The organism is Rhizobium sp. NLR22b (genome assembly GCF_019685295.1).
In the GTDB taxonomy this organism is placed as follows: domain Bacteria; phylum Pseudomonadota; class Alphaproteobacteria; order Rhizobiales; family Rhizobiaceae; genus Rhizobium.
In genome coordinates this window covers 173,092-197,533 of sequence record NZ_JABDWM010000015.1, presented here as the reverse complement: position 1 = coordinate 197,533, position 24,442 = coordinate 173,092, and the positions used below count along the sequence as shown (strand labels likewise).

At 60.5% G+C, this 24,442-nt stretch carries 24 protein-coding genes, 2 pseudogenes and 1 riboswitch; of the genes and pseudogenes, 10 read left to right on the top strand and 16 right to left on the bottom strand.

Annotated features, from left to right (window positions below):
• Positions 1–61: 61 nt before the first annotated feature.
• Both HJC00_RS23625 and HJC00_RS23620 read right to left on the bottom strand, forming a co-directional pair.
• The gene (locus tag HJC00_RS23625) at positions 62–385 is read right to left on the bottom strand and encodes an ATPase inhibitor subunit zeta (protein ID WP_221127880.1); all 324 of its coding nucleotides are present in this window, start codon (positions 383–385) and stop codon (positions 62–64) included.
• Positions 382–708 carry a hypothetical protein gene (locus HJC00_RS23620; RefSeq protein WP_405047721.1) on the bottom strand — a complete coding sequence of 109 codons (327 nt, stop codon included), beginning with the start codon at positions 706–708 and terminating at the stop codon, positions 382–384. Before HJC00_RS23620 ends, HJC00_RS23625 begins: the two co-directional genes overlap by 4 nt.
• Positions 709–1,132: 424 nt before the next feature.
• Here HJC00_RS23620 and HJC00_RS23615 point away from each other — a divergent pair, with 424 nt between their 5' ends.
• Positions 1,133–1,492 (top strand): hypothetical protein, encoded by a 360-nt coding sequence (locus HJC00_RS23615; protein WP_183698233.1) that lies wholly within the window; start codon positions 1,133–1,135, stop codon positions 1,490–1,492.
• A gap of 39 nt (positions 1,493–1,531) precedes the next feature.
• Here the strand turns inward: HJC00_RS23615 and HJC00_RS23610 are convergent, their stop codons facing one another.
• A complete protein-coding gene (locus HJC00_RS23610) occupies positions 1,532–1,747 on the bottom strand; it encodes a hypothetical protein (RefSeq protein WP_097599683.1) in 216 nt (71 codons plus the stop codon).
• Positions 1,748–2,006: 259 nt separating this feature from the next.
• Here HJC00_RS23610 and HJC00_RS23605 point away from each other — a divergent pair, with 259 nt between their 5' ends.
• The 3 genes from HJC00_RS23605 (at position 2,007) to HJC00_RS23595 (ending at position 3,845) form a co-directional block, all read left to right on the top strand.
• Positions 2,007–2,450 (top strand): hypothetical protein, encoded by a 444-nt coding sequence (locus HJC00_RS23605; protein ID WP_259672303.1) that lies wholly within the window; start codon positions 2,007–2,009, stop codon positions 2,448–2,450.
• Between the two features lie 461 nt (positions 2,451–2,911).
• Positions 2,912–3,220, top strand: a complete 309-nt coding sequence (locus HJC00_RS23600; protein ID WP_221138208.1) for a hypothetical protein — start codon at positions 2,912–2,914, stop codon at positions 3,218–3,220.
• Positions 3,221–3,533: 313 nt separating this feature from the next.
• A complete protein-coding gene (locus HJC00_RS23595) occupies positions 3,534–3,845 on the top strand; it encodes a hypothetical protein (protein WP_183698236.1) in 312 nt (103 codons plus the stop codon).
• Between the two features lie 161 nt (positions 3,846–4,006).
• Here the strand turns inward: HJC00_RS23595 and HJC00_RS32735 are convergent.
• The 6 genes and pseudogenes from HJC00_RS32735 to thiC form a co-directional block, all read right to left on the bottom strand.
• Positions 4,007–4,193 (bottom strand): annotated as a pseudogene (locus HJC00_RS32735) (cold-shock protein); the annotation flags it as partial.
• 59 nt (positions 4,194–4,252) lie between these two features.
• Positions 4,253–4,864, bottom strand: a complete 612-nt coding sequence (locus HJC00_RS23585) for a thiamine phosphate synthase (protein ID WP_210633788.1) — start codon at positions 4,862–4,864, stop codon at positions 4,253–4,255.
• Positions 4,861–5,634 carry a thiazole synthase gene (locus HJC00_RS23580; RefSeq protein ID WP_210633789.1) on the bottom strand — a complete coding sequence of 258 codons (774 nt, stop codon included), beginning with the start codon at positions 5,632–5,634 and terminating at the stop codon, positions 4,861–4,863. Before HJC00_RS23580 ends, HJC00_RS23585 begins: the two co-directional genes overlap by 4 nt.
• Before the next feature lies 1 nt (position 5,635).
• On the bottom strand, positions 5,636–5,833 hold the full coding sequence (gene thiS, locus HJC00_RS23575) for a sulfur carrier protein ThiS (protein ID WP_210633790.1): 198 nt from the start codon (positions 5,831–5,833) through the stop codon (positions 5,636–5,638).
• On the bottom strand, positions 5,830–6,816 hold the full coding sequence (thiO, locus tag HJC00_RS23570) for a glycine oxidase ThiO (protein WP_221164684.1): 987 nt from the start codon (positions 6,814–6,816) through the stop codon (positions 5,830–5,832). Before thiO ends, thiS begins: the two co-directional genes overlap by 4 nt.
• A 2-nt stretch (positions 6,817–6,818) precedes the next feature.
• Positions 6,819–8,651, bottom strand: a complete 1,833-nt coding sequence (gene thiC, locus HJC00_RS23565) for a phosphomethylpyrimidine synthase ThiC (RefSeq protein ID WP_210633792.1) — start codon at positions 8,649–8,651, stop codon at positions 6,819–6,821.
• Between the two features lie 94 nt (positions 8,652–8,745).
• Positions 8,746–8,877, bottom strand: a riboswitch (TPP riboswitch).
• A 647-nt stretch (positions 8,878–9,524) separates the two neighbouring features.
• Here thiC and HJC00_RS23560 point away from each other — a divergent pair.
• The gene (locus HJC00_RS23560; RefSeq protein ID WP_221164683.1) at positions 9,525–11,564 is read left to right on the top strand and encodes an SPFH domain-containing protein; all 2,040 of its coding nucleotides are present in this window, start codon (positions 9,525–9,527) and stop codon (positions 11,562–11,564) included.
• 47 nt (positions 11,565–11,611) lie between these two features.
• On the opposite strand, the gene HJC00_RS23555 is transcribed toward HJC00_RS23560, so the two are convergent.
• The 6 genes from HJC00_RS23555 to HJC00_RS23530 are packed head-to-tail and all read right to left on the bottom strand — an operon-like array spanning position 11,612 to position 16,655.
• Positions 11,612–11,920: a YciI family protein gene (locus HJC00_RS23555; protein WP_210633794.1), complete on the bottom strand. Its 309-nt coding sequence runs from the start codon at positions 11,918–11,920 to the stop codon at positions 11,612–11,614.
• Entirely contained in the window at positions 11,917–12,765 is an 849-nt protein-coding gene (locus tag HJC00_RS23550; RefSeq protein WP_210633795.1) for a dioxygenase, read from the bottom strand. Before HJC00_RS23550 ends, HJC00_RS23555 begins: the two co-directional genes overlap by 4 nt.
• 19 nt (positions 12,766–12,784) lie before the next feature.
• Positions 12,785–13,843, bottom strand: a complete 1,059-nt coding sequence (locus tag HJC00_RS23545; RefSeq protein ID WP_221164682.1) for a maleylacetate reductase — start codon at positions 13,841–13,843, stop codon at positions 12,785–12,787.
• Position 13,844: 1 nt separating this feature from the next.
• On the bottom strand, positions 13,845–14,825 hold the full coding sequence (gene tsdA, locus HJC00_RS23540) for a gamma-resorcylate decarboxylase (protein WP_221164681.1): 981 nt from the start codon (positions 14,823–14,825) through the stop codon (positions 13,845–13,847).
• Between the two features lie 47 nt (positions 14,826–14,872).
• Positions 14,873–16,105 (bottom strand): flavin-dependent monooxygenase, encoded by a 1,233-nt coding sequence (locus HJC00_RS23535; protein ID WP_221164680.1) that lies wholly within the window; start codon positions 16,103–16,105, stop codon positions 14,873–14,875.
• 10 nt (positions 16,106–16,115) lie between these two features.
• A complete protein-coding gene (locus HJC00_RS23530) occupies positions 16,116–16,655 on the bottom strand; it encodes a flavin reductase family protein (RefSeq protein WP_221147499.1) in 540 nt (179 codons plus the stop codon).
• Positions 16,656–16,852: 197 nt separating this feature from the next.
• Between HJC00_RS23530 and HJC00_RS23525 the strand changes: the two genes are divergently transcribed.
• Together HJC00_RS23525 and HJC00_RS23520 are read left to right on the top strand one after the other, a co-directional pair.
• Positions 16,853–17,305, top strand: a complete 453-nt coding sequence (locus HJC00_RS23525) for a MarR family winged helix-turn-helix transcriptional regulator (RefSeq protein WP_221164679.1) — start codon at positions 16,853–16,855, stop codon at positions 17,303–17,305.
• A 181-nt stretch (positions 17,306–17,486) separates the two neighbouring features.
• On the top strand, positions 17,487–18,788 hold the full coding sequence (locus HJC00_RS23520) for an aromatic acid/H+ symport family MFS transporter (protein WP_221164678.1): 1,302 nt from the start codon (positions 17,487–17,489) through the stop codon (positions 18,786–18,788).
• Positions 18,789–18,833: 45 nt separating this feature from the next.
• Here the strand turns inward: HJC00_RS23520 and HJC00_RS23515 are convergent, their stop codons facing one another.
• A complete protein-coding gene (locus HJC00_RS23515; RefSeq protein WP_210633556.1) occupies positions 18,834–19,112 on the bottom strand; it encodes a hypothetical protein in 279 nt (92 codons plus the stop codon).
• A gap of 144 nt (positions 19,113–19,256) precedes the next feature.
• On the opposite strand from HJC00_RS23515, the pseudogene HJC00_RS23510 reads away from it, so the two are divergent.
• The 3 genes and pseudogenes from HJC00_RS23510 to HJC00_RS23500 all read left to right on the top strand — a co-directional run.
• A pseudogene (locus tag HJC00_RS23510) lies at positions 19,257–19,513 on the top strand (flotillin family protein); the annotation flags it as partial.
• Between the two features lie 154 nt (positions 19,514–19,667).
• Entirely contained in the window at positions 19,668–20,936 is a 1,269-nt protein-coding gene (locus HJC00_RS23505; protein ID WP_221164677.1) for a DNA repair exonuclease, read from the top strand.
• Positions 20,936–24,409: an AAA family ATPase gene (locus tag HJC00_RS23500; RefSeq protein WP_221155994.1), complete on the top strand. Its 3,474-nt coding sequence runs from the start codon at positions 20,936–20,938 to the stop codon at positions 24,407–24,409. The genes HJC00_RS23505 and HJC00_RS23500 overlap by 1 nt, the downstream gene beginning before the upstream one ends.
• The last annotated feature ends 33 nt before the right edge of the window (positions 24,410–24,442 follow it).

Genomic DNA, 24,442 nt, shown 5'->3' with positions numbered 1-24,442 from the left:
CTGACTGGGAGCAAGCCCGGCACGCTGCCGGGTTTCCGTTAACCGCAGATGGATCTCCCGATCACAGAGGCGGTTGGCGGACGAGGTCCTGCATGGCGGCGACGCTCAAAGCCTCCATGCGTTCCCGTAAGGCTCTCTCATCGACATTCTTGCCGGCCGAGCGTAAATCTGCCAGGATCTTGGCAATCACGCCCTCATCGTCAGCGCCTGCCATCCTGACATCGAAGATCTCCCCGGCATAGGCTTCGGCATCGGCAGTGCCCGTCATGCCGCAGATCCAGACCGCCAGCAGGCGGTCGCGGCGCGATCGCACCTTGAAGGCAATTTCCGAATTCAGGAAATAGATCTGCTCCAAGGCTTTCTCACGGTCTTCGATGGCATTCATCGGGACAGCTCCTCAGTCGCATTCGTTGCTGCCAAGAGATCAGCGAGCGCCGTCGGCTCGATCCGGACGATCCTGCGCAAGCGGTTCTCCTGAGCAATCGACGGCAGATGGATGTAGGTTGCGACGCGGCGGTAGGCAAGCCAAGACAGACCTTCGATCGGCTCTTCATCCTGCGCGATCTTGTAATCGCCGGCCGGATGCATCTCGCCAGCCAGATCGGGCAGCGCGAAAGGGGCGGAGAAGTGCACGATGGTGTTCGTCGTGCGTGTAGATGATATGTCCATGGACATGGTGACAGGCTCCAGTTGAATACGGTCAGCCAAGCGCGTGATTACTTCCTACAGGGCATTGGCAGAGCGATCGGAATTCAGGCCGATGATGGCCCGCAAGTTTCTGGCACCTGCGAGAGCCACAGGGCCAAATGACATAGAGATTCCTACGCCCCAATTGCGTCGCAACTGGGATGAAATGCTAAACTGAAGGTTTTGTTCAAGCTCGATTGGCAAGATCTGGAATTATAATATTATCGATTGATGGAACTAAATTGAACTAATCTTCAGTAAAGACCTATTTGCCTTTTTATTGTGTTATTTTCCTGAAATATAAGATGCTGCAATTCCAAGATCGGATTGCGAAAATATGCGCCACCTTAGCGAGCCCGCTCGACACGCAGGAGGCCCGCCGTAAAAGGGCGTCGCTGCGTGAACGGCAGGCTCGTGGCCTCACAATAAAACGGAGGGCATCTAAATGTCGAAACATAACAACGCCAAGCGCTTTGCTGCCCGTGATCGCGACGACGCCAACGGCAAGCGCCCGGATGGCAATCCCTCGGCCAAGGAATTGATCGCCCATGCCGTCGCCGCACGCACCGACCTCGCCATGCCGTCCGAGGAAGCTCGCGCAGTTGACGAACGCCGTGAAGCAAAGAAGCCGCGGCATCGGTTCACAAAGCGCCAAAGCACTGTGGTCGATGACAAGAGCTTGGGTGTCCGGGACCTTCCCACAATGAGAGAACTCGAGCAGGCGCGGACCGATCACAGCCGGAAGATCGCCAGCCAGGAAGCTGAGAGGCGTGCCGAGGAGCCTGACGAGAAGGCTGCGGAGTGAACAAGCGGGAAGCCCGTCAACCGCCCCGAGTGCGCAGGCTCAGCGTTCCAATCGGATCGACGCCTGAATCAGATCCTGATGGAAGCAATGCTTGCGTAGATCTTCTGTCAATTTGACCAGCCTTTCGTTGGCCAGTCCAGCGGGCTCGCCTCGCGTCAGCATTCCGTCGATCAGGCTCTGCTGAGCGCAGATCATCTGCCGGTCGATAGTCACCTGCCGGCGCGCGAGTTCCAGGTCCTTCGGGGAATAGGTCATGAGAGACTATATCATACAGGCAGATGAAAGTAGGATTCAATTCGGAGCCGCCTCGGTACTATAGCGGCCGCCAGGTGAGTTGATATCGCTGAACGAGCCGAGGAGAGCCCGCGCCTCTCGCCCCGTGACCTAGTAGCTCCGCAACGAGAATTTTATGGTTGCCTGGCACTGCGTTAGCCGCTTTCGCCTTGGATAAGGCGCAATAGAGGCGCATGTTGGCATATCGGCAGCCAATGAAACGGGCGCTGCCGATCAAGGGGTGGCTCCCTTCGCCCCAATCAAGGGAGGACAAGATGTCTTCCACCTTCAAGCACTCTTCCCATATCGCGGCATATGGCGACTTCTTATTCAGGGCTTCCATCCTGGCGAGCTTCGCCGTCATCATCAGTTTAATTTTGAGAGGGTGGTTATGGTAGTAATCATCACAACCGGAATTCCGACGAAACGCGACGAGAATTGGCGGCTCCGGTCCATCCTCAAGCGCGCGGACTACGCGACGACAGATCTCGTTGCTTCAGAACATGGCGACCATCACGAAGAGGTGATGGTGATAAGGCGCATCAAGGCGGCGACGATTCCCGCGCCCGCCTACCCCTCTTCGAGACGGCGGAAGCTGCATGCCGATCCTGAGGCGTTGGCATCATGGGAAAACGAAGGGGGCGCCACGCGAGCTGTGGACGCGCCTGCGGACAAGAAGAATTGATGACCCGCGAGGCAATTGAGCAAGGAATGCCGGATTGGCGATCAGGCTCGGTGGTCGAAAGCCCAGCCCCTCTTAGTCTTTGGTGATGCTGAAATTCTGCCCAGTGGTATGTTGCAAAGACCTGCAGCGATCATGCCGTCGCAGGCGTGATGTCGCATTGCTCCAGCTCGGAAAGAGGTGATCAAGCGATTTCCGGTTCACCGACTTCATTCGGAGCTCGGACGGCATGTGCGTAGGTCCTTTTACGTCCTTTTGGCCCTGATGATTGAACCTGGAAAGAGATGATTGCGAAAAATCACCACATTGGGACGCACAGGTCTGACCGCTTTCTCCTCATCCCACAATATTCAGTTTGCCAGCCGTATCGATTAGGCGCATGGTAGGTCTTCAGTAGCTGTTTCTCAGGGCGCTACTGCGTGGAGGTCGGTTTCTGCCTTCGCCCCAAATTGAAGGAGGACAGCATGTCTTCCAATCTCAACATGTCTGTGCGGACCTCTGACCTGGCTGTATTGCAGGGCGTCCTTGACGACGCAGGATACGATTGCACAAGTAGCCTTGCAGACCCGAAATATTACAACGTTGCCGTCAGACTGCTGTTCAAGCTTTATCACGACGGAATGACCTCGCCCGCCGCCCTCTCTATCGAACTCAGCCGGCACTTCGGAAAAACACCACTGTCCTCGAAATCATCCGCGGAGTTCGAAAACAATCGCAAGCGGATTCAGGGTATCCGTTCAGCCGTTAAAGTTAGGTCGCCTACCGGCGCCTGAACAGACCGTGTTGGGTAACTTCTCGCAAAGCTCATTCGACGAAGGCCTTACCAACGCGATGGAGGGTTGCATGCCGGCGCCGTTCGAACAGCTAGACGACCTTCTCATCGCCCCCGGCGCAAGCGTCGGAGGCGCAGGAAGTCGTTGACTCTCCGTGCCATGAACTACCTGCAGCGAAAGTGCACACGGCGCGGGATTGCGCCGGCGGTCCAAGCCGTTCACTCAAGACCTTGCTGCTGCGCTTGCGAAACCATAATGCGCAACAGCCCGCCGGGAAGCGGCACAATAATGGGCACCGTCAGAGGAGGCTAGAATGCCAGAAGCACCAAACGAATTTGCGGCCAGTCCAAACGGAGACAAATGGTATCTCGAACATAACGAAACAGCGGACCAGCATACTGTCATCCATCGCGCCAACGATGCCTCCGGCGGCACTGTGACGAGATGGCCGATTTCGAGCTTTCTGGAGCACTTCGGCGATCATCCGCAAGGTCAGGCTCTTCGCGAGGCATTGCACGATGCTGGATCAGCTGAGCAGGAAGTACCGAGTGAACATACGCCCGTTGTGCAGAAACTGGTGACTTCTTTCCCTTGGTCCCGCAAAACGCAACACGTTGAGGATTGAGTACGCTCTCACTTACCTGAAAGGGTAGCCCCACGGGCGGTCTCAGGCTCGGCATATGCAAACGATGTCAGCTGGGTCGTCGAAAAAATTCCTGGCGCGGTCCTTGACGGACCTCCGTCCACTCGTCTGTACCCCTTCAAGCAGACTGAAGATTGCCAGACCGACATCTTGCCGGACTTGTCGTCATGCTCCAAGTCGTAGCCGTTCTTCTGGCCTTTGAACGATTTCGCGCATGCCAGCGCGTTCCACGGCAGAAATATGGACGAACGCGTCCCGGCCGCCGTTGTCAGGCTGAATGAAACCAAGGTCCTTAGTGGAATTGAACAGATCCGAACCGGCGTTGATTATATGACAACACCCCCGCGCCGGCAGGATCCCGCGTTCCGGCGGGAATAACCCTTCATCCCTCATGCGCGCCGCCATGGCGCGGTCGCGGCCAGCCACTGCAGCGTGCGGGCCTCGGGATCCGGGTTGCGGGTAATATCGGTGACCACGGCGGCACTGTGGGCGCCCTTTTCCAATACCAGCGGCGCCCGTTCGGCGGTGATCCCGCCAATCGCGACAAGCGGAATCATCCCGACGCGCTGTCGCCAGTCAGCAAGGCGTTCGACGCCTTGCGGCGCCCATTTCATAGCCTTGAGGATCGTGGGCCAGACCGGCCCGAGCGCAACATAATCCGGCTCGGCCGCCAGCGCCGTCTCCAGCTCCGATATGTCGTGGGTGGAAAGGCCGAGCTTCATGCCGGCGCGACGAATGGCATTTCTATCAGCGGCCATCAGATCTTCCTGCCCGAGATGAATGAAATCGCATCCTTCATCGATCGCCAGCTTCCAGTGGTCATTGACGACCAACTGGCAACCCGCGGCCGCGCAGGCAGCCTTCGAACGCCGGATCTGCTCGCGAAGCACGGAGTCCGGGCAATCCTTGATGCGCAGCTGGACGAGTTTGACGCCGAGTGGCACGAGACGCTCGACCCATTCGGCGCTGTCGACGATGAGATAGAAGGGATCGAGCTTCATGAGAAGACGGCCTTGCCGATGACGGGCGTGGATGGGAAGGCGACGTCGCGTGGCTCCAGCGGTATGGCTCCATGCGCCAGGCGGCCGGCATCGATGGCAAGTGCGAAGGCCTCGGCAATGCTGGCGGGATCGCCTGCGCCGGCAACGGCGGTGTTGAGAAGGACGGCATCATAACCATATTCCATGACGGTGGCGGCATGAGACGGGCGGCCGATGCCGGCATCGATGATCAGCGGCACATCCGGAAAGTGCGCCCGGAACGATCGCAGCGCCATCGGGTTCAGCGGCCCCTGAGCGGACCCGATCGGCGCGCACCAGGGCATCAGCACGCGGCAGCCGGCTTCCAGCAGCCTTTCCGCGACGACAAGGTCGTCGGTCGTGTAGGGGAAGACCTGAAAGCCCTCGCCAGTGAGGATGCGGGCCGCCTCGACAAGGCCGAAGACGTCAGGCTGCAGCGTATCGTGATGTCCGATGACTTCGAGCTTGATCCAGTCGGTGCGGAAGACGTCGCGCGCCATTTTCGCCGTCAGCACGGCCTCCTGCACGCTGTGGCATCCGGCCGTATTCGGCAGCACGCGCACGCCAAGTTCGCGGATCAGATCGAAGAAGGCGCCGCCTGCTTTGCCGCCGACGGCTTCGCGGCGAAGCGAAACGGTGACGATCTCGGTCTTCGAGCGCTTGACCGCTTCTGCAAGGACAGCTGGAGACGGATAGCGGGCGGTCCCGAGTAGCAGTCGGGAGCGGACTTCAACATCATAAAGTTTCAGCATCTCAGCCTCCTTGCATGGGTGAGAGAATTTCGATGCGGTCGCGTTCGCCGAGCCTGAAATCGGCGCGGTCCTCGCGGTGCACCAGCTCGCCGTTGACTGCGGTTGCCAGCCATTCGCCTTCGTAGTCGAGAGCGAGGAGAAGATCTGCGAGCGTCGCGGCCGCGACCTCCTGTTCCTCACCATTGATGATGAAGGTCATGATGCCCTCCTTTCCGGTTGATTGCCTTCGCCAAGAAGAAGCCGCGCCACCTCGCCTGCCATGGCAGGCGCCAGCAGAAAACCGTGGCGGTAGAGACCATTGACATGGACTGTGCGCCCTTCCTGCGTCACACGCGGCAGATTGTCGGGATAAGCCGGCCGCACGCCTGCGCCGGTTTCCGTCACCCGTGCCTCGCCGAAGGCAGGATTGAGGGTGTAGGCGGCATTCAGCAACTCCATCAGCGAACGCGCGGTGATAGGGCCGGTATCGTCACTTTCGATCATCGTCGCCCCGATCATGAAACGATTTCTTTCGCGCGGCACGATATAGATCGGATGGCGCGGATGCAGCAGGCGAACGGGGCGAGAGAGAGTCACTTCGTTCGTTTCGACGCAGAGCATCTCTCCGCGAACGCCGCGCAAGCCGGGCAGAAGGCCGATCTGAGCAGCCCCGGTGCAGTCGATCACCCGATCGTAATGGGCAAGGTCAGCATCGCCCGTGGTGCCGAATGTGAGACGCATGCGGGCTTCTTCAAGTCCGGCGGCCAGCCCCGCGAGTGCCTGCCGTGGATCGAGATGCGCTTCCTGCGGAAAGAACAATGCCCTGCGGAAGCGGCCGGCGAGATCCGGTTCAAGAGCCGCGATCGCCGGCTCGTCCAGCCATTCCCATCCGCTTGTCCGGCGACAAAAGCGGTCGAGTTCGCCGGCATCGCGCCCGGCCGCCACGACAAGCGTTCCCCGACGATTGATATGGCCGGGTAGTGCTGCCTCCCACCAATCGGCGGCAAGACGGCCGAGCGCCAGGACCGGCTCCTCCGCGCTTTCCCTTTCGCACCATGGGGCCAGCATGCCGCCGGCAAAGCCGGAAGCGCCTGCACCGATCCGGTCGGCTTGATCAGCGACGCTGACCCGGAAACCATGTCGATAGAGCTGCCAGGCAACGGTGAGGCCGGCAACGCCGGCCCCCTTGACGAGAATATGCATCGTCATTCTCCGGCAGGCGTTTTCGCGGCCTCGGCGACCGGCATGTAGAGATCGCCGCCATCACGATACCTGGCAGCCATCGCTTCCAGTCCTTCTTTCTGAGCTTCGGCGCGAATGTCGTGGGAAATGCGCATGGAACAGAATTTCGGGCCGCACATCGAACAGAAATGCGCTACCTTGTGCGCCTCTTTCGGCAGGGTCTCGTCATGGAAGGAACGCGCCGTATCCGGGTCGAGCGAGAGGTTGAACTGGTCTTCCCAGCGAAATTCGAAGCGCGCCCGCGACAGTGCATCGTCACGGATGCGGGCGGCCGGATGGCCCTTGGCAAGGTCGGCGGCATGCGCGGCAATCTTGTAGGTGATGACACCGGTCTTGACGTCGCTGCGGTCGGGCAGGCCCAGATGCTCCTTCGGCGTGACGTAGCAGAGCATCGCCGTTCCGAACCAGCCGATCATTGCGGCTCCGATGCCGGAGGTGATGTGATCGTAGCCGGGGGCGATATCGGTCGTCAGCGGTCCGAGCGTATAGAAGGGAGCCTCGCCGCAGACCTTGAGCTGCTTGTCCATATTCTCCTTGATCTTGTGCATCGGCACGTGGCCGGGGCCTTCGATCATCACCTGGCAATCCCTGGCCCAGGCGATCTTGGTCAGTTCGCCGAGGGTTTCGAGCTCGGCAAATTGCGCGGCGTCGTTGGCATCGGCGATCGAGCCGGGGCGAAGACCATCTCCAAGCGAGAAGGATACGTCATAGGCGCGGCAGATGTCGCAGATTTCCTCGAAATGCTCATAGAGGAAGCTCTCCTTGTGGTGATGCAGACACCACTTGGCCATGATCGAACCGCCGCGTGAGACGATGCCGGTGACACGATTGACGGTGAGCGGGATATAGGCAAGCCGCACGCCCGCATGAATGGTGAAATAATCGACCCCCTGCTCGGCCTGTTCAATCAGCGTATCGCGATAGACTTCCCACGTGAGATCCTCGGCTATGCCGTTCACCTTTTCCAGCGCCTGGTAGAGCGGCACCGTTCCGATCGGAACCGGCGAATTGCGGATGATCCATTCCCGGATGTTGTGAATGTTGCGGCCGGTGGAAAGGTCCATGACCGTGTCGGCACCCCAGCGGATTGCCCAGACCATCTTCTCCACCTCTTCCGCCATCGACGAGGTAACGGCCGAGTTGCCGATATTGGCGTTGATCTTCACCAGGAAATTCCGGCCGATGATCATCGGTTCGGCCTCCGGATGGTTGATGTTGGCTGGAATGATCGCCCGGCCGGCTGCCACTTCCTGCCGCACGAATTCGGCCGTCACGAAATCGGGAACGTCAGCGCCAAAGCTCTCGCCGTCGCGAGCGAGCGCCTCCTTCGTGGCCTGCCGGCCAAGGTTTTCGCGGATGGCGATGAACTCCATTTCCGGCGTGACGATGCCGGCACGCGCATAGGCGAGCTGGGTGACGGCGCGGCCGGCCTTTGCCTTCAGCGGCGTGCTGCGAAGGGGGAATTCCGGCGTCAGCCGTTCGCCTGTGGCAAAACCATTGTCTTCAGGCTTCACCACACGGCCTTCATAGGCTTCGACGTCGCCCCGCGCCCTGATCCAGCTCTCGCGCAAACGCGGGAGCCCGGCGTCGATCGAGACCGTATGTGTCGGGTCGGTATAGGGGCCGGAGGAGTCATAGACCGTTACCGGCGGTTCGCCCGAGGTCGGGTGAAGGCTGATTTCGCGCATCGGCACGCGCAGATCCGGATAGAGCGTTCCGGGCTTGGCGATCTTGGTCGAGCCCGGAAGCGGGCCGGTGGTGACGACCGGAGTAAGCTTGGGTGCAACAATATTCATGGGTGAGGCTCCAAGGTTTGACGTTTGGAGACCCAGTTCCAGAGTTGGAATGATGAAAAGACGCCTCAAGCAACAAAGCGAAATCCGCCCGACAGCCGCAGCGTCCGCACCGTCCCTACGCCAGTATGAACTGGATCAGGTTCAACGGGTCACTGCGCCACAACAGGCAAAGCCGTATTGTTCAGCAGAATCTCAGCCCCTTGCCGGGACACCCCTGGTGAATGCTCGGCATCAAAGACCGGAGTGGCCCTGATGTCAAGCCGACCCTCACGCGTTCTCATCCGCCGGCTTTGAGTCCGCGGCAGACATCATTCCGCGTCCTCACGCGAGCTACGGCTCTCGCCAAAGGACTACCGTCAGCCGATCTCGGAAACTTGCGGCTTAGATAAGCGGGGATCGGTGTATCGACCCGACTGTACAAGAAATGCGCCACACCAACAGCAGACAAGACGTGGATAGCGAGCGTGCCTGACCTTGCAGAGGGCCTGCCAACGCAATTTTCCAGACCCCGGCTCAACGGCCCGGTATGTAAGTCAAGCGGCAATATTTATTCAGCTGAATTGAATGTTCGAAATAGCAAAATCACTGGAAGTACTTATCCGATTTCAGCATTGAACATATTTACACCGATAGCTGTTGTCCTTACTTCCTCTATCGTTATGTCTAGCAAGGCAACACCGATGTGAGACCACTCACGACGCGCCGTCCCCCAGCGGGACTCGCGGTCATTCTCCCTGACAATCAGCAGCCTTAAGCGTTCGACAGGTTCTTAGCGCGTCGAGCAAAAAGGCGCGCCATTTCCCCGTCATATCAACCAACGCCAACCGGGCGGTCATCGGGTGGACGAACCCGTGCGCCTATGCGAGAGAAAAGATGGAAACCCTCCAATACCTTAGCCCGATGGGATGGAAGGCGATCGAAATCGCTGTCACCCTCATCATACTGGCCATGCTGTTCCGGTGGAGCGGAGTAATCCGCTATATCCCCAACGACAGGCTCGGCATCCTCGAAAAGCTGTGGAGCTTTCGCGGCTCCGTCGACAATGGCTTCATCGCGCTCTATGGCGAGGCCGGCTTTCAGCCGGATGTCGTGCGCGGCGGTCTGCATTTCTTCATGCCGTTCCAGTATTCGATGCATCGCGCCAACCTCGTGACCATTCCGCAGGGCCAGATCGGCTATGTCTTCGCCCGTGACGGCGAGCCGTTGCCGCCGACCCAGACGCTGGCCTCGAATATCGATGCCGATGATTTTCAGGATGTGCGCAGCTTTCTCACCAAGGGCGGCCAGAAGGGGCCGCAACGCAAGATCCTGCGCGAAGGCACATATGCCATCAATCTCGCGCAGTTCATCGTGTTGACCGCGCAATCAACTTATGCAGTCAACCTGAACGCGTCGGAACAAAGACTGTTTTCCGACATGTCCACTTTGATCACTGAGCGGAATGGCTTCGAGCCCGTCCTCATCCACGACGCCGAGGACCTGATCGGGATCGTCACCATCCATGACGGTCCGGCGCTGCCGGATGGCGAGATCATCGCGCCGACCGTTGCCAACAACCCGAAGGATCCGAACTTCCACAATAATTTCCAGGATCCGGAGAAGTTTCTCAATGCCGGCGGTTATCGCGGCCGGCAATTGCAGGTGCTTGCCGACGGCAGCTATTTCCTCAACCGCATCTTCGCGACCGTCGAACTCGTGGAAAAGACGATCATCGACGTCGGCACGGTGGGTGTCGTCGTCTCCTATACCGGCCGGCGAAGCGCGGATATTTCAGGTCAGTCTTATCGCCACGGCGAACTGGTCGAGACGGGCGCACGCGGTGTCTGGTCGACGCCGCTTCTGCCGGGCAAATATGCGTTCAACACCTATGCCGGCAATATCATCATCGTGCCGACCACAAACTTCGTGCTCAAATGGACGAAGGAACAGTTCGGCGAGCACCGGCTGGACGAAAACCTTTCAGAAGTGTCGCTGATCACCAGGGATGCGTTCGAACCGGTGCTGCCACTCTCGGTCGTCGTGCATATCGACTATATGAAGGCGCCGCTCGTCGTGCAGCGTTTCGGGGACATCAAACGGCTGGTCGAACAGACACTCGATCCGATGGTCTCGGCCTACTTCAAGAATATCGCTCAGACCAAGACCTTGATCGAACTGCTGCAGGAACGCAGCGAAATCCAGCGCAGATCCGGTGACGAAATGCGGGAGAAGTTTTCGTCGTATAGCCTCGGGCTGCAGGAGGTGCTGATCGGTACGCCTCGCGCCAGTAATGGCCAGAACAGCATCGAGCAGATCCTCATCCAGCTGCGCGAACGCCAGATCGCCGTCGAGAAGGTCGAGACTTATAAGTTGCAGGAAGCGGCGGCGATCCAGGAGCGCACATTGCGCGAGAAAGAAGCACTGGCCGAACAGCAGGCCAAGATCACGACGTCGGCGCTCACCATCGAGATCAGCGAGAACGAAGGCAAGGCGCAGCTCGCCCGCACCCGCCAGCAGGCCGAAACCATTCAGGTCACCGCCAAGGCAGAGGCCGAGAAGGTGCGCCTGGCCGGCCTCGGCGAAGCCGACCGGATCAAGGCGATCGCACTTGCAGATGCCGAGCGTATCAAGGCGACCGGCCTTGCCGATGCCCAGAAGGTACGCGCCGTCGGTCTGGCGGAAGCCGAGGCGACCGAGAAGAAGGTGGCGGCCTTCGGCGGTCCGGACTATCAGCTCCACTCGCAGGTGCTGATGCGCTTTGCCGAAGCGATCGAAAACGGCAAGCTGCCGCTCGTGCCGCAGATCCAGGTCGCCGGTGCCGGCGGCGACAAGGGCGGCGCCAACGGCCTGGTGGAAATGATGCTGTCGATGCTGGTCGCCGATCGGCTTGGACGACAGGGTGCCCCGGCTGTGGTGCCAGCGCCGGCCGAATAACATTGATTGTGGATGGGCCGGTCATGCCGGCCCATTTTTCTTCCTGCCTAAAACGCCGGTCGGAAACTCTCGCGCAGAATTCCGAAAGTGGGCCGCCATTCGAATAGATCGACGCTCGTGTACACGCCGGAGCCAACGAAGGGATCTCCCGCGCTGAACGCCTCGAACTCGGCCAGCGTTTCGACTTCCGCAATTACGACGGCGGTAGAAGCCCTGCCCTCGGCCGGCGGTGCAGACGGGCCGGAAAGCATGATGCGGATCGTCGCGCCGCGCAGATAGGCCTTGTGTTCCTCGATCAATCGGGAACGTTCGGCCGCCTTGCCGGGGTCGCATACGGCATAGCGGACAACGATCATTGTTTATTCCAGATCGGCGTCAGCACGAAATCGAAATCGGAGCGCCAGACCGTCGGACGATCGATACGCTCGAAAGGCGCGACCAGGCTGTTTTTGACACCAAACACCGTATCGGATTCCAGATAGGGATCGTTGCCGACAAAAGTGTGGGTTACGAGCTTCTGATAACCTGGAGCCGTGATCAGGTAATGGGTATGGGCGGGACGGTAGGGATGGCGACCGAGCGAGGCCAGCATCTGGCCGACCGGACCGTCATCCGGGATCGGATAGGAGACCGGCTTGATGCCGACGAAGCTATAGGCGCCATCTGCACCGGTGATGAAAATGCCCCGGTTGTTCCATTTCGGCTGGATATCCGGCTGCTGGACGTCGTAGAAGCCATCGGCATTATCCGACCATACGTCGATCCGGGCTCCCTCGATCGGATGACCATCGAGATCCAGCACTCGCCCGATGAAGAGGCAAGTCTCACCCTTGCCGTCGAGCGAGATGTTTTCGCCCATCTGGCGGACGGGCGCCCCTTCGATGTGAAACGGTCCAAACACGGTATTTTCCGTGGCGCCCGGCGGACGCCGGTTGTTGATCGCATCCACCAGCATCGAGAAACCCAGCGTATCGCTGAGCAGGATGAATTCCTGTCGCTGGTCATGACAGCGATGACCGGTGCGGGTCAGGAAGCCTATGGCCAGCTCCCATTCCTCCTGGGTCAGGCTTATATCCTTGGCAAAGGCATGCAAATGCTTGACAAGCGACGCCATGACTTCGGCCAGACGTGGATTGATGTCCGGCCCCATCCGCGAATTGACGGCTTCCGCGGATCTCTCTTCGCTGAAATATTCAGGCACCTGGCCTCCTCCTAATGCGTTAACGCGGCCGTGCGCCCTCCCAGGCGCTCTGCAGCAAAGCCCGGATCGCTTTTCCTTCGATCGGGCGCGGGTTCCAGTAGGGATTCCCAGCGGCAAGTTCTGCCGCATGATCCAGATCGGCTTCCTTCATACCCAGATCCCGCAGCGCCATCGGGGCACCGATCGAAGCGGCAAAATCATAAAGACCGCTGCCCAGCGAGCCGCCGAAAAGATCGGCAGCGGGCTTGAGCGCATCCGTTGCGGCTGCGGCGTTGTAGGCAGCGGAATGGGGCAGAATGACCGCATGGGTTTCTGCATGCGGTAGATCGAAGCTGCCGCCCAGCGTATGGCAAAGCTTGTGATGCAGGGCCATTCCAACGGCTCCGAGCACCGTGCCGCACAGCCAGGAGCCGTAAAGCGCTTCGCTTCGGGGTTCGATGTCCCTCGGGGCATTGACGATTTGCGGCAAAGCCTGCTTCAGCGCGCGCAAGCCCTCGACCGCCATCATCGACGAAATGGGATTGCGATCTTGCGCATAGAGCCCTTCGACCGCATGCGCCATGGCATTGAGCCCGCTGCTGACGCTGATGTTGACCGGCAATCCCAATGTCCATTCAGGATCGTAGATCACCACCTCAGGCAGGATGCCGGGGCCGCGGACCGTGGTCTTCTGTCCGTTCTCCGTCTGGCCGAGGATCGGTGTAACCTCCGATCCAGCATAGGTCGTCGCCACCACGATCTGTGGTGCGTCGTTGCGATAGGCGATGGCCTTGCCGAGACCGATCGTCGATCCACCGCCGATCGCGACCACGCAATCGGCACCGGCCTTCTCGTATGCCGCGATCGCGCGCTCGGTCACATCGACCGGCGTGTGCATGACAGCACCGTCGAATAGTCCCGCCGCAAGCGGGCCGAGGGAAGCAGCGATGCGCTGAGCGTCGGCTTTCTGGTGCGGGGTCGAAAGGATCAGGGCGCGCTTGCCGCCCTGCCCTGTAATCGCCTCGGCGAGGCGACTCACCGAACCGCTCCCGAAGATGACCTGGGCTGCGCTGACCGTGTATCTGAAAGGTGCGACCATGTTATCGATCGAGCTTGAACAGTGAAACTGCATTGGTGCGACCGATTTTCAGACGGTCGGCTTCGGAGATGGTGGCGCTGTCGAACCAGTTTGCAGCGTGGTCGACGTTTTCGAATGGCCAGTCTGTCGAAAACAGAATTCTGTCCGCGCCGATTTCCAGCATAGCATCGATCAGCGATTGCGTGCGGAAATTCCCCGACGTCGTAATGTAGAAATTCTCGTTGAAATAATCGGCAATCCGGCGTTTGGCCGGATAGTTCTTTTCCACCTTGACCCACGCATTCCGGTGGTCGATGCGCCACATCATGTACGGCAGTCCCTCGCCCATATGACCGACGATGATCCGCAAAGCCGGGTGCTCGTCAAACAGGCCGGATCCCATCAGGCGCAGCGCATGCACAGCGGTCTCCTGCGCGAACGCCCATGTCGGACCCATCAGCCAGGAATGGCCGGCATAGATCCGGCTGTCCTGCGGCAGCGGGTTGCGCGGGTGCAGATAGAAAGGAATGTTGAGTTTTTCGACTTCGGCCCAGAACGGACGGTATCGCGGCAGATCGTAGTAGAGCGGCGTTGTTCCGTCGCCTTCCTGCGAGAAGCCGTTGACCAATGCGCCGACGAAACCCATCGTCGTCACGCAGCGCTGCAATTCCTGCGCAGCGGCATCCGGATCCTGCAGCGGCAAAGCTGCAAATCCCAGGAAACGGTTCGGGTTTTTAGCGCATTGCTCGGCCAGAAAGTCGTTGGCGCGTCGGGAAATCTCCAGGGCCTTAGCCTTGTCCGGGATCGCTTGCACGGCTGGTGCGTTCAGCGACAGGATCATTTTCTCGATGCCGTGAGCATCCATCAGCCGCAGACGCTTGTCCTGGATATCCAGAAGACGGGCGGACAGTTCCGTCCAGTAGTCGCCCGGCACGAATCCGGCCGAATCCTGCAGCGTCTCGGGAATGGCGAAATGTTCTTCAAGCGCGATCTTGCCTTGCACGATATGCTCTCTTTCCTGTCTTCAATCGAAATAATGAGGATGGCGGATCAGAATTGTCCCTTGGGCGGAAGACCGAGCAGTTGCTGGCCGACCATGGTTCCGACGGCATCCCAGTTCATGGAAATGTGGCGCCCGACGGCATTTGCATCGCGCCATGCCCGCTGCACGGGATTGGACATCTGGAGGCCGAGGCCGCCGGTCGATGCATTGAGTGCTTCGACGGCCCGAAGCGCCAGGCTGACCGCAAAAGACTGGCTGCGGCGGGCAAGAATCCGATCTTCCTCGGTGATCTCGCCGGTGCCATCCGCGCGGGCCTGGGCCAGTTGCTGCGCCCTGGCAATATCGCGCAGAATGATTTCGCGGGCAGCATCCACGGACGCGGAGGCTTCCGCCACGCGGAGCTGGATCGTCGGAAATTCGGCGATCTTGTTGTTGCCGCCGGCAACCGCACCCCGTGTCACCCTGGTGCCGATGTGGTCGATATAGCTATCCAATGCGCCCTTCGCCGCACCGACGGCCGCGCTGCCGAGGCAGAACGGAATTCCCATGAGGAGCGGCATGTTGAAAAGGCCGACACCCTTATAGAAGCGCCCGCCCGGCGTTCTGCCTGAGGTCGCGTCCGGAAAGCTCAGTATGCGATATTGTGGAACGAAGACATCCTTGAGGATCAGGCTTTTTGAGCCGGTACCCGCAAGGCCGACCACATCCCAGGTCTCGGCAATGGTATAATCGCTGGCGGGAACCAGAAGGAACGCCGGCATAGGACGCTCCTCCTCGCCGTTTGCTGGAATGATCGCCGCACAGAGGGCCCACTGGGCATTTTCGCATCCGCTCGCAAAGGCCCAATCGCCGGATAGACGGAAACCGCCCTCGACGCGTTCAGCCATTCGGACCGGCGCGTAGGAACCGCAGAGCAGCGCATCCGGATTGCTGCCCCACACGTCCTGCTGAACCCTTTCCTCGAACATGGCGAGGAGCCATTGATGTGCGGACAGGAGACCGGCGACCCAGCCGGTGGAGGCACAGGCCGCCGACAGTTCGATATTTGCATCGACAAGCTCGGCAAACCATCCTTCGTTGCCGCCGAAACGGGCGGGCTTGACGATATCGAAATAGCCGGCGGAGCGCAGCAGATCGATATTGCGCGCCGGCACGCGACCGGATTTTTCGGTGTCGCGGGCGCCGGCACGGATTTCGTCCAGCACCGAGGCGATGCGATCTGCAAGACATGCGTTCTCGACCCGCGTTGCGGCGGGAAACAGGGCAGCTGTATTGTTCATGGAACGACCTTCAGTTCTGGGATGTGGGAAGCGCGTGCTGTGGTGCGCAATATTTCGAGTTTTCGTACATCAGCGGGATCGTGTCTTGGGAAAGGCGTGTATCCACCACCTGCCCGATGAAGATCGTGTGCGTCCCGTAGGGAACCGCACCCATGCGGCGGCAGACAACCGAGGCATGAGCGGAATCAAGCACCATCATGCCGCGCTCATGGCGAACCCAATCGGCAGCCTCGAACCGACGTTCAGGCGCAATCTTGCCGCTGAAACCTTCCGACAGGGCGACCTGCCTGTCGGTCAGAATGCTGACTGCAAATTCCGGCACCTCAAGCAGCATGTCATGCAGGTAGGTGCGATTGTTCAGGCAGATGAGGAGAGATGGCGGATCCATCGAAAGTGATGTGACGGCAGTTGCCGTCATTCCATGGTCCGTACCGTTGCGGCAGGCGGAAATGATCGTCACCGTCGCCGGGAAACGGCGCATGGTCGATCGAAACGCATCGCTGATCGGTGCAGGGGCCGGCACTATGCCGAGAGCAGCAGTGGCAGACATGATTTCCTCCCGTGTTTCCTTGGTGCCAAATTATTGCATTTGCAACTGTTGTCAACGCAAATCTATAAGTCAGGCGGGAAAAATGTTTGATCTACCCCGCCATTGTCGGCGGCTGAAAGCCAATCATGTTGTCATCCCGGTCATTTAGGTGCATGTCGGAGAGAACCGCGCCCCGAATCCCGCCAGCAGACAGAGATATGTACAAACTTACCGATTCCGTTCCGTATCTTCTCAATCGCGCCGGCGTGCGGATAGCCGAGGTGTTCGCGCAGAGAATTGCCGAAGATGATCTCAGCGTGGCGATGTACAGGGTTCTGGCGATGCTCAAGGAGCGCCGGGAAAGCACCCTGGGGGATCTCGCCGACGTCGTATCTGTCGAGATTTCGACGCTTTCGCGCCTGGTCGGCACGCTGGCCAAGCGCAAGCTGGTGTCGAGAACACGTCCGGAAGACAATGGCCGGATCGTCATCGTCAGGCTGACCCCGCAGGGCGAGTCGCTGACGGAAAGGCTCATGCCGCTTGCCGTGGAGCTTGAAAGCACCGCGGTTCAGGGCATGTCGGCCGAGGAAGTCGCAGCCCTGAAGAATGCGCTGCGCCGCATGCACAGCAACCTGCCGGCAATATCCGCAAAGGGAAAAGTTGCCGGCTGAGAAGTTTGCAGTTGCAAATATTTTATTCGCAAGTATTTAATAGCGTGTCATCATTGTCTTGACATCGCCCGCTCGCGGGTGAGTCTGGCGCTGGGAGGAACCTCGCCGGCAATGATCCAGGAGGATTTGTACATGGATCGGTGCGGACCTGCCGCTGGCAGGAGCGTGCTTCCTGTACTCAATGTATGGGGAGGGAAAATTGGCCATACAAGATCTCGCTATTGTCAACGAACGTGTTCGCAGCCCGAATATCATCATCGCCCTTTGCGGTCTGCTGATCCTGTTTGACGGTTATGATCTGATCGTTTACGGGGCAGTCGCGCCGGCGCTGCTCGGTGAAGCAAGCTGGGGCCTGACGCCCGGCATGGTCGGACGAGCTGCTTCCATCACCCTGTTCGGCATGCTGCTCGGCGCGCTCGTTGCAGGAACACTCGCCGACAGGATAGGCCGTCGCAAGGTCATCATCGGCAGCCTGCTGAGTTTCTCCGTTATGATGATCGGCAGCGGTCTGGCGCCCAACTTTCTCGTTTTCGAGGCAACCCGCTTTCTCGCCGGTCTGGGCCTTGGCGCTCTTTTTCCGACAGTAACCGCATTGATCATCGAGTTTTCCGCGCCGAGACGGAAGGCGATCGCCTATTCGATTGCTCTTCTCGGTTATCTCGCCGGCGGCATCATCTCGGGTATGCTCGGAATGTTGCTGATACAGAAATACGGATGGCGTCCATTGATGATCATCGGCGGCGCACCGATCCTGCTTCTGCCTTTCTTTATCCACCTCATCCCGGAGTCCCCCGAATGGCTGGCAACGAAAAACCGCCAGGCCGAAGCCAACCATTTCGCAAACCAGTACAGACTGCCCAATCCCCTAGCCAGGCCCGTTGGACAACGCCAGGTCGGCATCCGGTCACTGTTTTCCGAAGGTCGCCTGCTGCCGACCTTGAACGCATGGGGCATCCACTTTTGTTCGCTTCTGCTGACATTCGGAATGGTCAACTGGCTCCCGACCATTATGAACAAGATGGGCTACGACCTCGGTTCTGCCCTGCTCTTCTCCGTGACGCTCAATCTCGGAGCCGCAGTCGGCCTGCTGATTGGCGCAAGGATTGCCGACCGTGGAAATGTCAAAATCGTCGTGGCAGGTCTGTTTCTTCTTGGAGCCTGCTCGATCTGGTTGCTGACGCAGGTGGATCAGGGACTCCAGGTTTACGCTCTCGTCGCACTTGCCGGGACGGGAACGATCGGCACGCAGATCCTCGCCAATATTCTCGTTGGAAACCTCTATCCGGTCGAGATCCGCGGAACCGGCCTTGGCTTCTCGCTCGGCATCGGCCGTATCGGAGGCATGATAGGACCGGCCATCGGCGGTGCGGTTCTGGGTGCGGGCCTTGCTCCGCAGTGGAACTTCTACATCTTCGCTTCGGTCGGTGCCCTGGGATGCGTCCTCGCACTCATGACATTGCTGTATCGCAAAAAGGCTGAGTGATGCCGGATTGTCGGCAGGTTCCCCATCCGGAACCTGCCGACAATACTAATGAACCATTCCAGGTTTCGCCCTGTTGGCGAACTGGTGGACGAGCATGATGCCCTGCTCAAGCAGCAGTTCGGCCGCCCGCAGATTGTGTGGCGCAAGCTCCCCCGAAAGTCCGCGGATCGTATTGGCGATGCAGACGGAGTTGACGACGAAACGGGCGTCGCCCTCCTCTTCGGCCTCCTCGGCGGTCGCCTCCAAGGCGTCGGCGACAGTGTCGAGCAGGCTCGACCGTTCAACAAGCGTCATGTCGTTCAGAGTCTTCGAAATACCGTTCATGATTGTCTCCTCGCGCGAGCCCGAGGCGGGCCACAGCGCCGATTTTCTCGATGTGCGTCAGATGGCTGTGACTGTCAGATGGAGATCCATGTCTTCAGAAGCAACGCATGGCTGCCGCGCGCTTCACGCATGCGTGCAGCGCGGCTCAAGGCCACCGAGAAGAAGGTGGCGGCCTTTGGCGGGCCGGACTATCAGCTCGATTCGCAGATCCTCATGCGCTTTGCCGAAGCGATCGAAAACGGCCGGCTGCCGCTCGTGCCGCAAATCCAGGTCGGCGGCGCCGGCGCCGAAAAAGGCGTCACCATGGTCTTGTGGAAATGATGCTGTCGATGCTGGTCGCCGATCGGCCTGGTCAGCAGCGGGCGCCGGCTGCAGTGCCGGCGCCGATCGAGCAGCATTGATTGTGGATGGGCCGGTTCCGCCGGCCCATTTTACTCGCCAGGACGCTGCCGCCATGCTCTGAATATTTCATGTTTCGCTGACGGGCGATAACGTCCGTTTATTTGTCAGACGGCGCCTGCTGGATCACTCTATCGCAACACCATTCTTGCATTCATGGCCTATCGTTTCGTCCACACTGCCGATCTCCATCTCGACTCTCCCCTGCGCTCTCTCGCGCTTCGCAACGCAGAGCTGGCCGACCTCGTGAGTGACGCCAGCCGGCAGGCGCTGGTCGCGATCGTCGATCTTTGCCTTGAGGAACAGGTCGACGCGCTTGTCATCGCCGGCGATCTCTACGACGGCGAGCAGACGTCGATGAAGACGGCGCGCTTCCTGGCAGGAGAGCTCGAACGGCTGCACCGAGCGGGCATCTCAGTCTTCAAGATCCGGGGCAATCATGATGCGATGTCGAAGATCGCCAGGGAACTGGTGATGCCCCATACGGTGAAGATCTTCGGCGGCCATGCCGAGATTGTGGAGGCCACGAAGGGCAGCTTGTCGGTCGCGATCCACGGCCTGAGCTTTGCGAAACCGCAGGCCCCGGACCCGCTGCTGCCGAAGTTCAAGCCGCCGGTAACGGATGCCGTCAATATCGGCATCATGCATACGAGCCTGGCCGGATCGGTCGGACATGATGTCTATGCGCCCTGCAACGTGCTCGACCTGCATGCCTCGGGTTTCGATTATTGGGCACTCGGGCATCTCCACCAGCGCAGCCAGTATCCGGGCACGGCGACGGTCGTCATGCCCGGCATGCCTCAGGGCCGCGACATCAATGAAGCGGGCGTCAAGACCGTGTCGCTTGTGACCGTGGCGGACGACCGGACCGTGACGGTTGAGGAGCGGCGCACCAGCATCGCGCAGTTCGAGCGCGTCAATGTCGACCTCACTGGTGTCGATGATTGGCGTGAGGCGGCCATGCTGGTCGAGACGGCGCTGATGGCGCAGCGCGACCGCACGGCTTCGCCCCATCTTGTCGCACGCCTCAGGCTTTCCGGCCGCACGCCGCTCTCCTGGCAGCTCCGGCGCGATGTTGACCTCATGCAGGCGGAAGCCGAGCGGCGCAGCGACCTGATCGGCCGTACCTGGATCGAGAAGCTGGAACTCGCCTTCGAAGCGCCCTCGATGCCCGCAGACGCGTCCGCCGCCGATCCCGTCATCGAACTCGGCACGCTGATGCGGGACGAGGTCATCGCGCGTAGCGGATTTCGCGACGATGTCAGGGAGATGATCCGGGACCTGCTCGCCGACCTGCCGCCCGAGAGCCGGGCATTTGCCGGTGATAACGAGGCGGGTTTTGAACGCTTCATCGACAGCCTTCTCGCCGATGGCGCCGAGGACATCGCCGCCCGGATGAAGGCGGTGGATCGGGGAGACAGCTGATGCGTCTGCGCCGCCTCGATCTCACCCGTTATGGCAAGTTCACCGATCACTCCATCGATTTCGGCGCGGCCCGTCAAGGTTCGCCGGACTTGCACATTGTTTATGGCCTGAACGAAGCGGGCAAGTCGACCACCTTCGCCGCCTACCTTGATCTGCTCTACGGCATTGGTGAGCGCAGCACCTATAATTTCCTGCATCCCTACAATACGATGAAGGTCGGTGCGCGATTGGAATTTGGTGGCTCGGAATACGAGCTCGCGCGGCTCAAGCTGCGGACCGGCAGCCTTGTCGATGATCGGGGACAAGCTGTGAACGAGGCGCTCCTGGCCGGCGCCCTTGGAGGCGTCGGTCGCGAGGCCTATCGCACCATGTTCTCGCTCGACGATCAATCGCTCAAGGAAGGCGGCAACGCCATCATACAAAGCAAGGGCGAACTCGGCGAATTGCTGTTCTCGGCCAGCTCGGGTCTGGCAGGCCTGAGCCGTTCGCTAGTGACCGCGGCCGACGAAGCCAACGCAATTTACAAGAAGCGGTCGTCGAGCACCAAGCTCGCGGAACTCAAGCGTTCGCTCGAAGCGCTCAAGGCCGAGCGCAATGCCATCGACACGCTTGCTTCGGCCTATGCGGGCCTGAAATCGACCCATGAGCAGGCCGAGCGCGCCTATGGCACGACCACACGGGAATTGGCCGAGGCCAAGTCGCGGTATCAGGAGCTGACCCGCCTTCTCGGCGCCTTGCCTGCAGCGCTAGAGCTCCGGCGGCTGGATGCAGATGCAGCCGCCATGAGCGATCTGCCGCGGCCGCCGTCCGAATGGTTCGCGCTCCTGCCCCAGCTTTCGCGCGACGAGACGCGGCTGCAGGCGCTTGTCGAGACCGCCGACCGCACGCTGCGCCAGCTTGCGGACCAGATCGAGGCGATCGCGATCGACGACAAGGCTCTGGCAGTCGCCGCGCATATGGACCTGCTGGATCAGGGTCGGGCGCGCTATCTTGCGGCTGAGAGCGATCTGCCGAAGCGCCGGCTGGCGCTGGCCGAACAGGAGGGTGAGTTGGTCCGACTGCTGGCCGATCTCGAACAACCCGGCCATGCGAAACCCGAGGCCCTGCTGCTGCCCGCTTCGCTGATCGGCATCATCCGCGATCTTATCGAACGGCGTTCCGGCGTCGAGGCGAAACTGGCAGCCGCTGATCGGGAACTGTTGCGAGCGCGGGAGAATCTCGAAAGGCTGGACAGGGAAGGCGGCTCGCGAGATGGAGCTGGGGTCCTGGATCCCGAGCTTTTCGGCCGCATCGAGATCGCCCTGAGCCGGCTGGCGGGATCTGATCTCCCCGTGCGGCTTACCATGGAAGAACGGACACTTGTCCAGGCGAAGCGAACGCAGGAGAACCGGTTTGAACAGCTCGCACCCTGGAGCGGCAACGCCGCCGCTCTGCAGCAAATGGCCGTGGCAGAGCCTCGACAGATCGAAGCCTGGCGTGGCCAAGCGGCCGCTATCGACAAGCGGATTGGCGATCACGAGGGAAGGCTGCGCGATCTCGGCACCGAACAGGCGCTGACCAAAGCCCGGATCGCGGCCTTCGTCGCCGGCGGTTCGATCGACGATACCGAGGCCGCGCGGCTGCGCGATGAACGCGATGCCGCCTGGCAGGCGCATCTTACCAGCCTGAATGCCGCCACGGCTCGGATTTTCGAGGAGCGGATGCGGCAGGACGACGTGGTATCCGCCGGCCGGCTGTCGCGGGCGCAGGAACTGGCCGAGCTGCGTCAACTCCGCCAGGCGGAAGCGGCAACGGCAGCAATGATCGAGCGGCAAAGGGAACTGCTTGGCGAAGCGCGCGCCGAACATGATGCGCTTGCCGAGCGCATCGGTGATCTGCTGCCTGAAAGCATCGAACATGACGCCGAAGCCGCGGCGCGCGTGGCCGCACTCGAGACTTGGAGCACCAAGCGAGCCGCGGCGCTCGCCGCCTGGGACGATCTGCAACACGCAGAAGACACGGTGCACGCACTTCGCCTCGAACTGGATAGGCATGTCGCAACGCTTGCGGAGAGCCTTGCAGAAGCCGGTCTTGATGACGCAGGCCAGCGACCGGTCGCCGAGCTGATGCAGGCTGCAAATAATATAATCGTCGCCGGCAGAGCCGAGCGGGCGACGCGGCAGGCGCACGAGAAGGCGGTCGGTGACCTCAGCCACGATCTCAGGGAACGCGAGCGCGACCGGCAGGAGGCGGAAGCCGCCATGGCGGCTTGGGAGCGGGAATGGGCAGAGGCGCTGTCGCGAACCTGGTTTGCCGATAAGGCCGGTTCGATGGCCGCTGTCCGCGCGATGCTGAATGCGCTCGCTACACTGCCCTCCATCCTGAAGGAGAGGGATGACCTCGCAAGTCGTGTTGCCGCGATGGAGCGCGACCAGCAGCAATTCCGCGAGCAAATTGCCGGTCTCCTCAGAGACTGCGGTCTCAGCCAGTCGGCGGTGGATACGCTCGCCTCCGCAAACGCGCTTGTGGAACGTCATGAGGCGGCGCGGCATGCGGCTCAGCTTCGGGCAGACCGGCAGGCGGATCTCGAAAGACAATTGGAAAAACGGCGTGCGCTGGAGGAGGAACTGGCCGTTCACAATGCCCGCAAGGACGAATTGACCGGCTATTTCGCTGCGGACTCGCTTGCTTCGGTCGAAGCATTCCTGAACCAGTCCCGAGAGCGGGACCGGCTGGAGGAGCGAGCCGCCGCGTTACGCCACCAGATCACCGAGGCATTGCGTGCTGCGAGTTTTTCCGAAGCCGAACGGCGCCTCGACGCTGTCGACGCCGCTGCGGTCGAGCGCGACGCCATGGAGCTTGGCGCCCGGATCGAGGATCTCACCGAGCGTGCGAAACTTCTCTATTCCGACGTGTCGCTGGCGCGGCAGAAGCTCGAGGCCGTCGGCGGAGACGACTCCGTGGCCCGGATCGAGGCCAAGCGCAGAACCATTTTCCTTGAAATCGAGGAACTGGCCGTGCGGCATCTGACGCTGCGCGCGGGCACGCTCGCGGCTGAACAGGCGCTGCATATCTATCGGGAAAAACATCGTAGTTCGATGATGAACCGCGCATCGGAGGCCTTTCGCCTGATCACCGGCGGCAATTATTCCGGCCTGACGACCCAGCCCGACCGGGACAAGGAGATATTGATCGGCGTGTCGCGCGACGGTGGTTCGAAGCTTGCGGACGCGATGTCGACCGGCACCCAGTTCCAACTCTACCTCGCGCTGCGGCTGGCGGGCTACGAGGAATTCGCAGCGTTTCGCCGGCCCGTACCCTTCGTCGCCGATGACATCATGGAGAGCTTCGACAATCCTCGCTCCGAAGAGGTCTTCCGCTTGCTCGGCGAAATGGCAAAGGTCGGACAGGTTATCTACCTTACCCACCATTGGCATCTCTGCGAGATCGCGCGAGACGTTGTTCCGAACGTGACCATACATCAACTGCCGTGACAACGCGCAAAGAAACGCCGCGCCACCACTGCG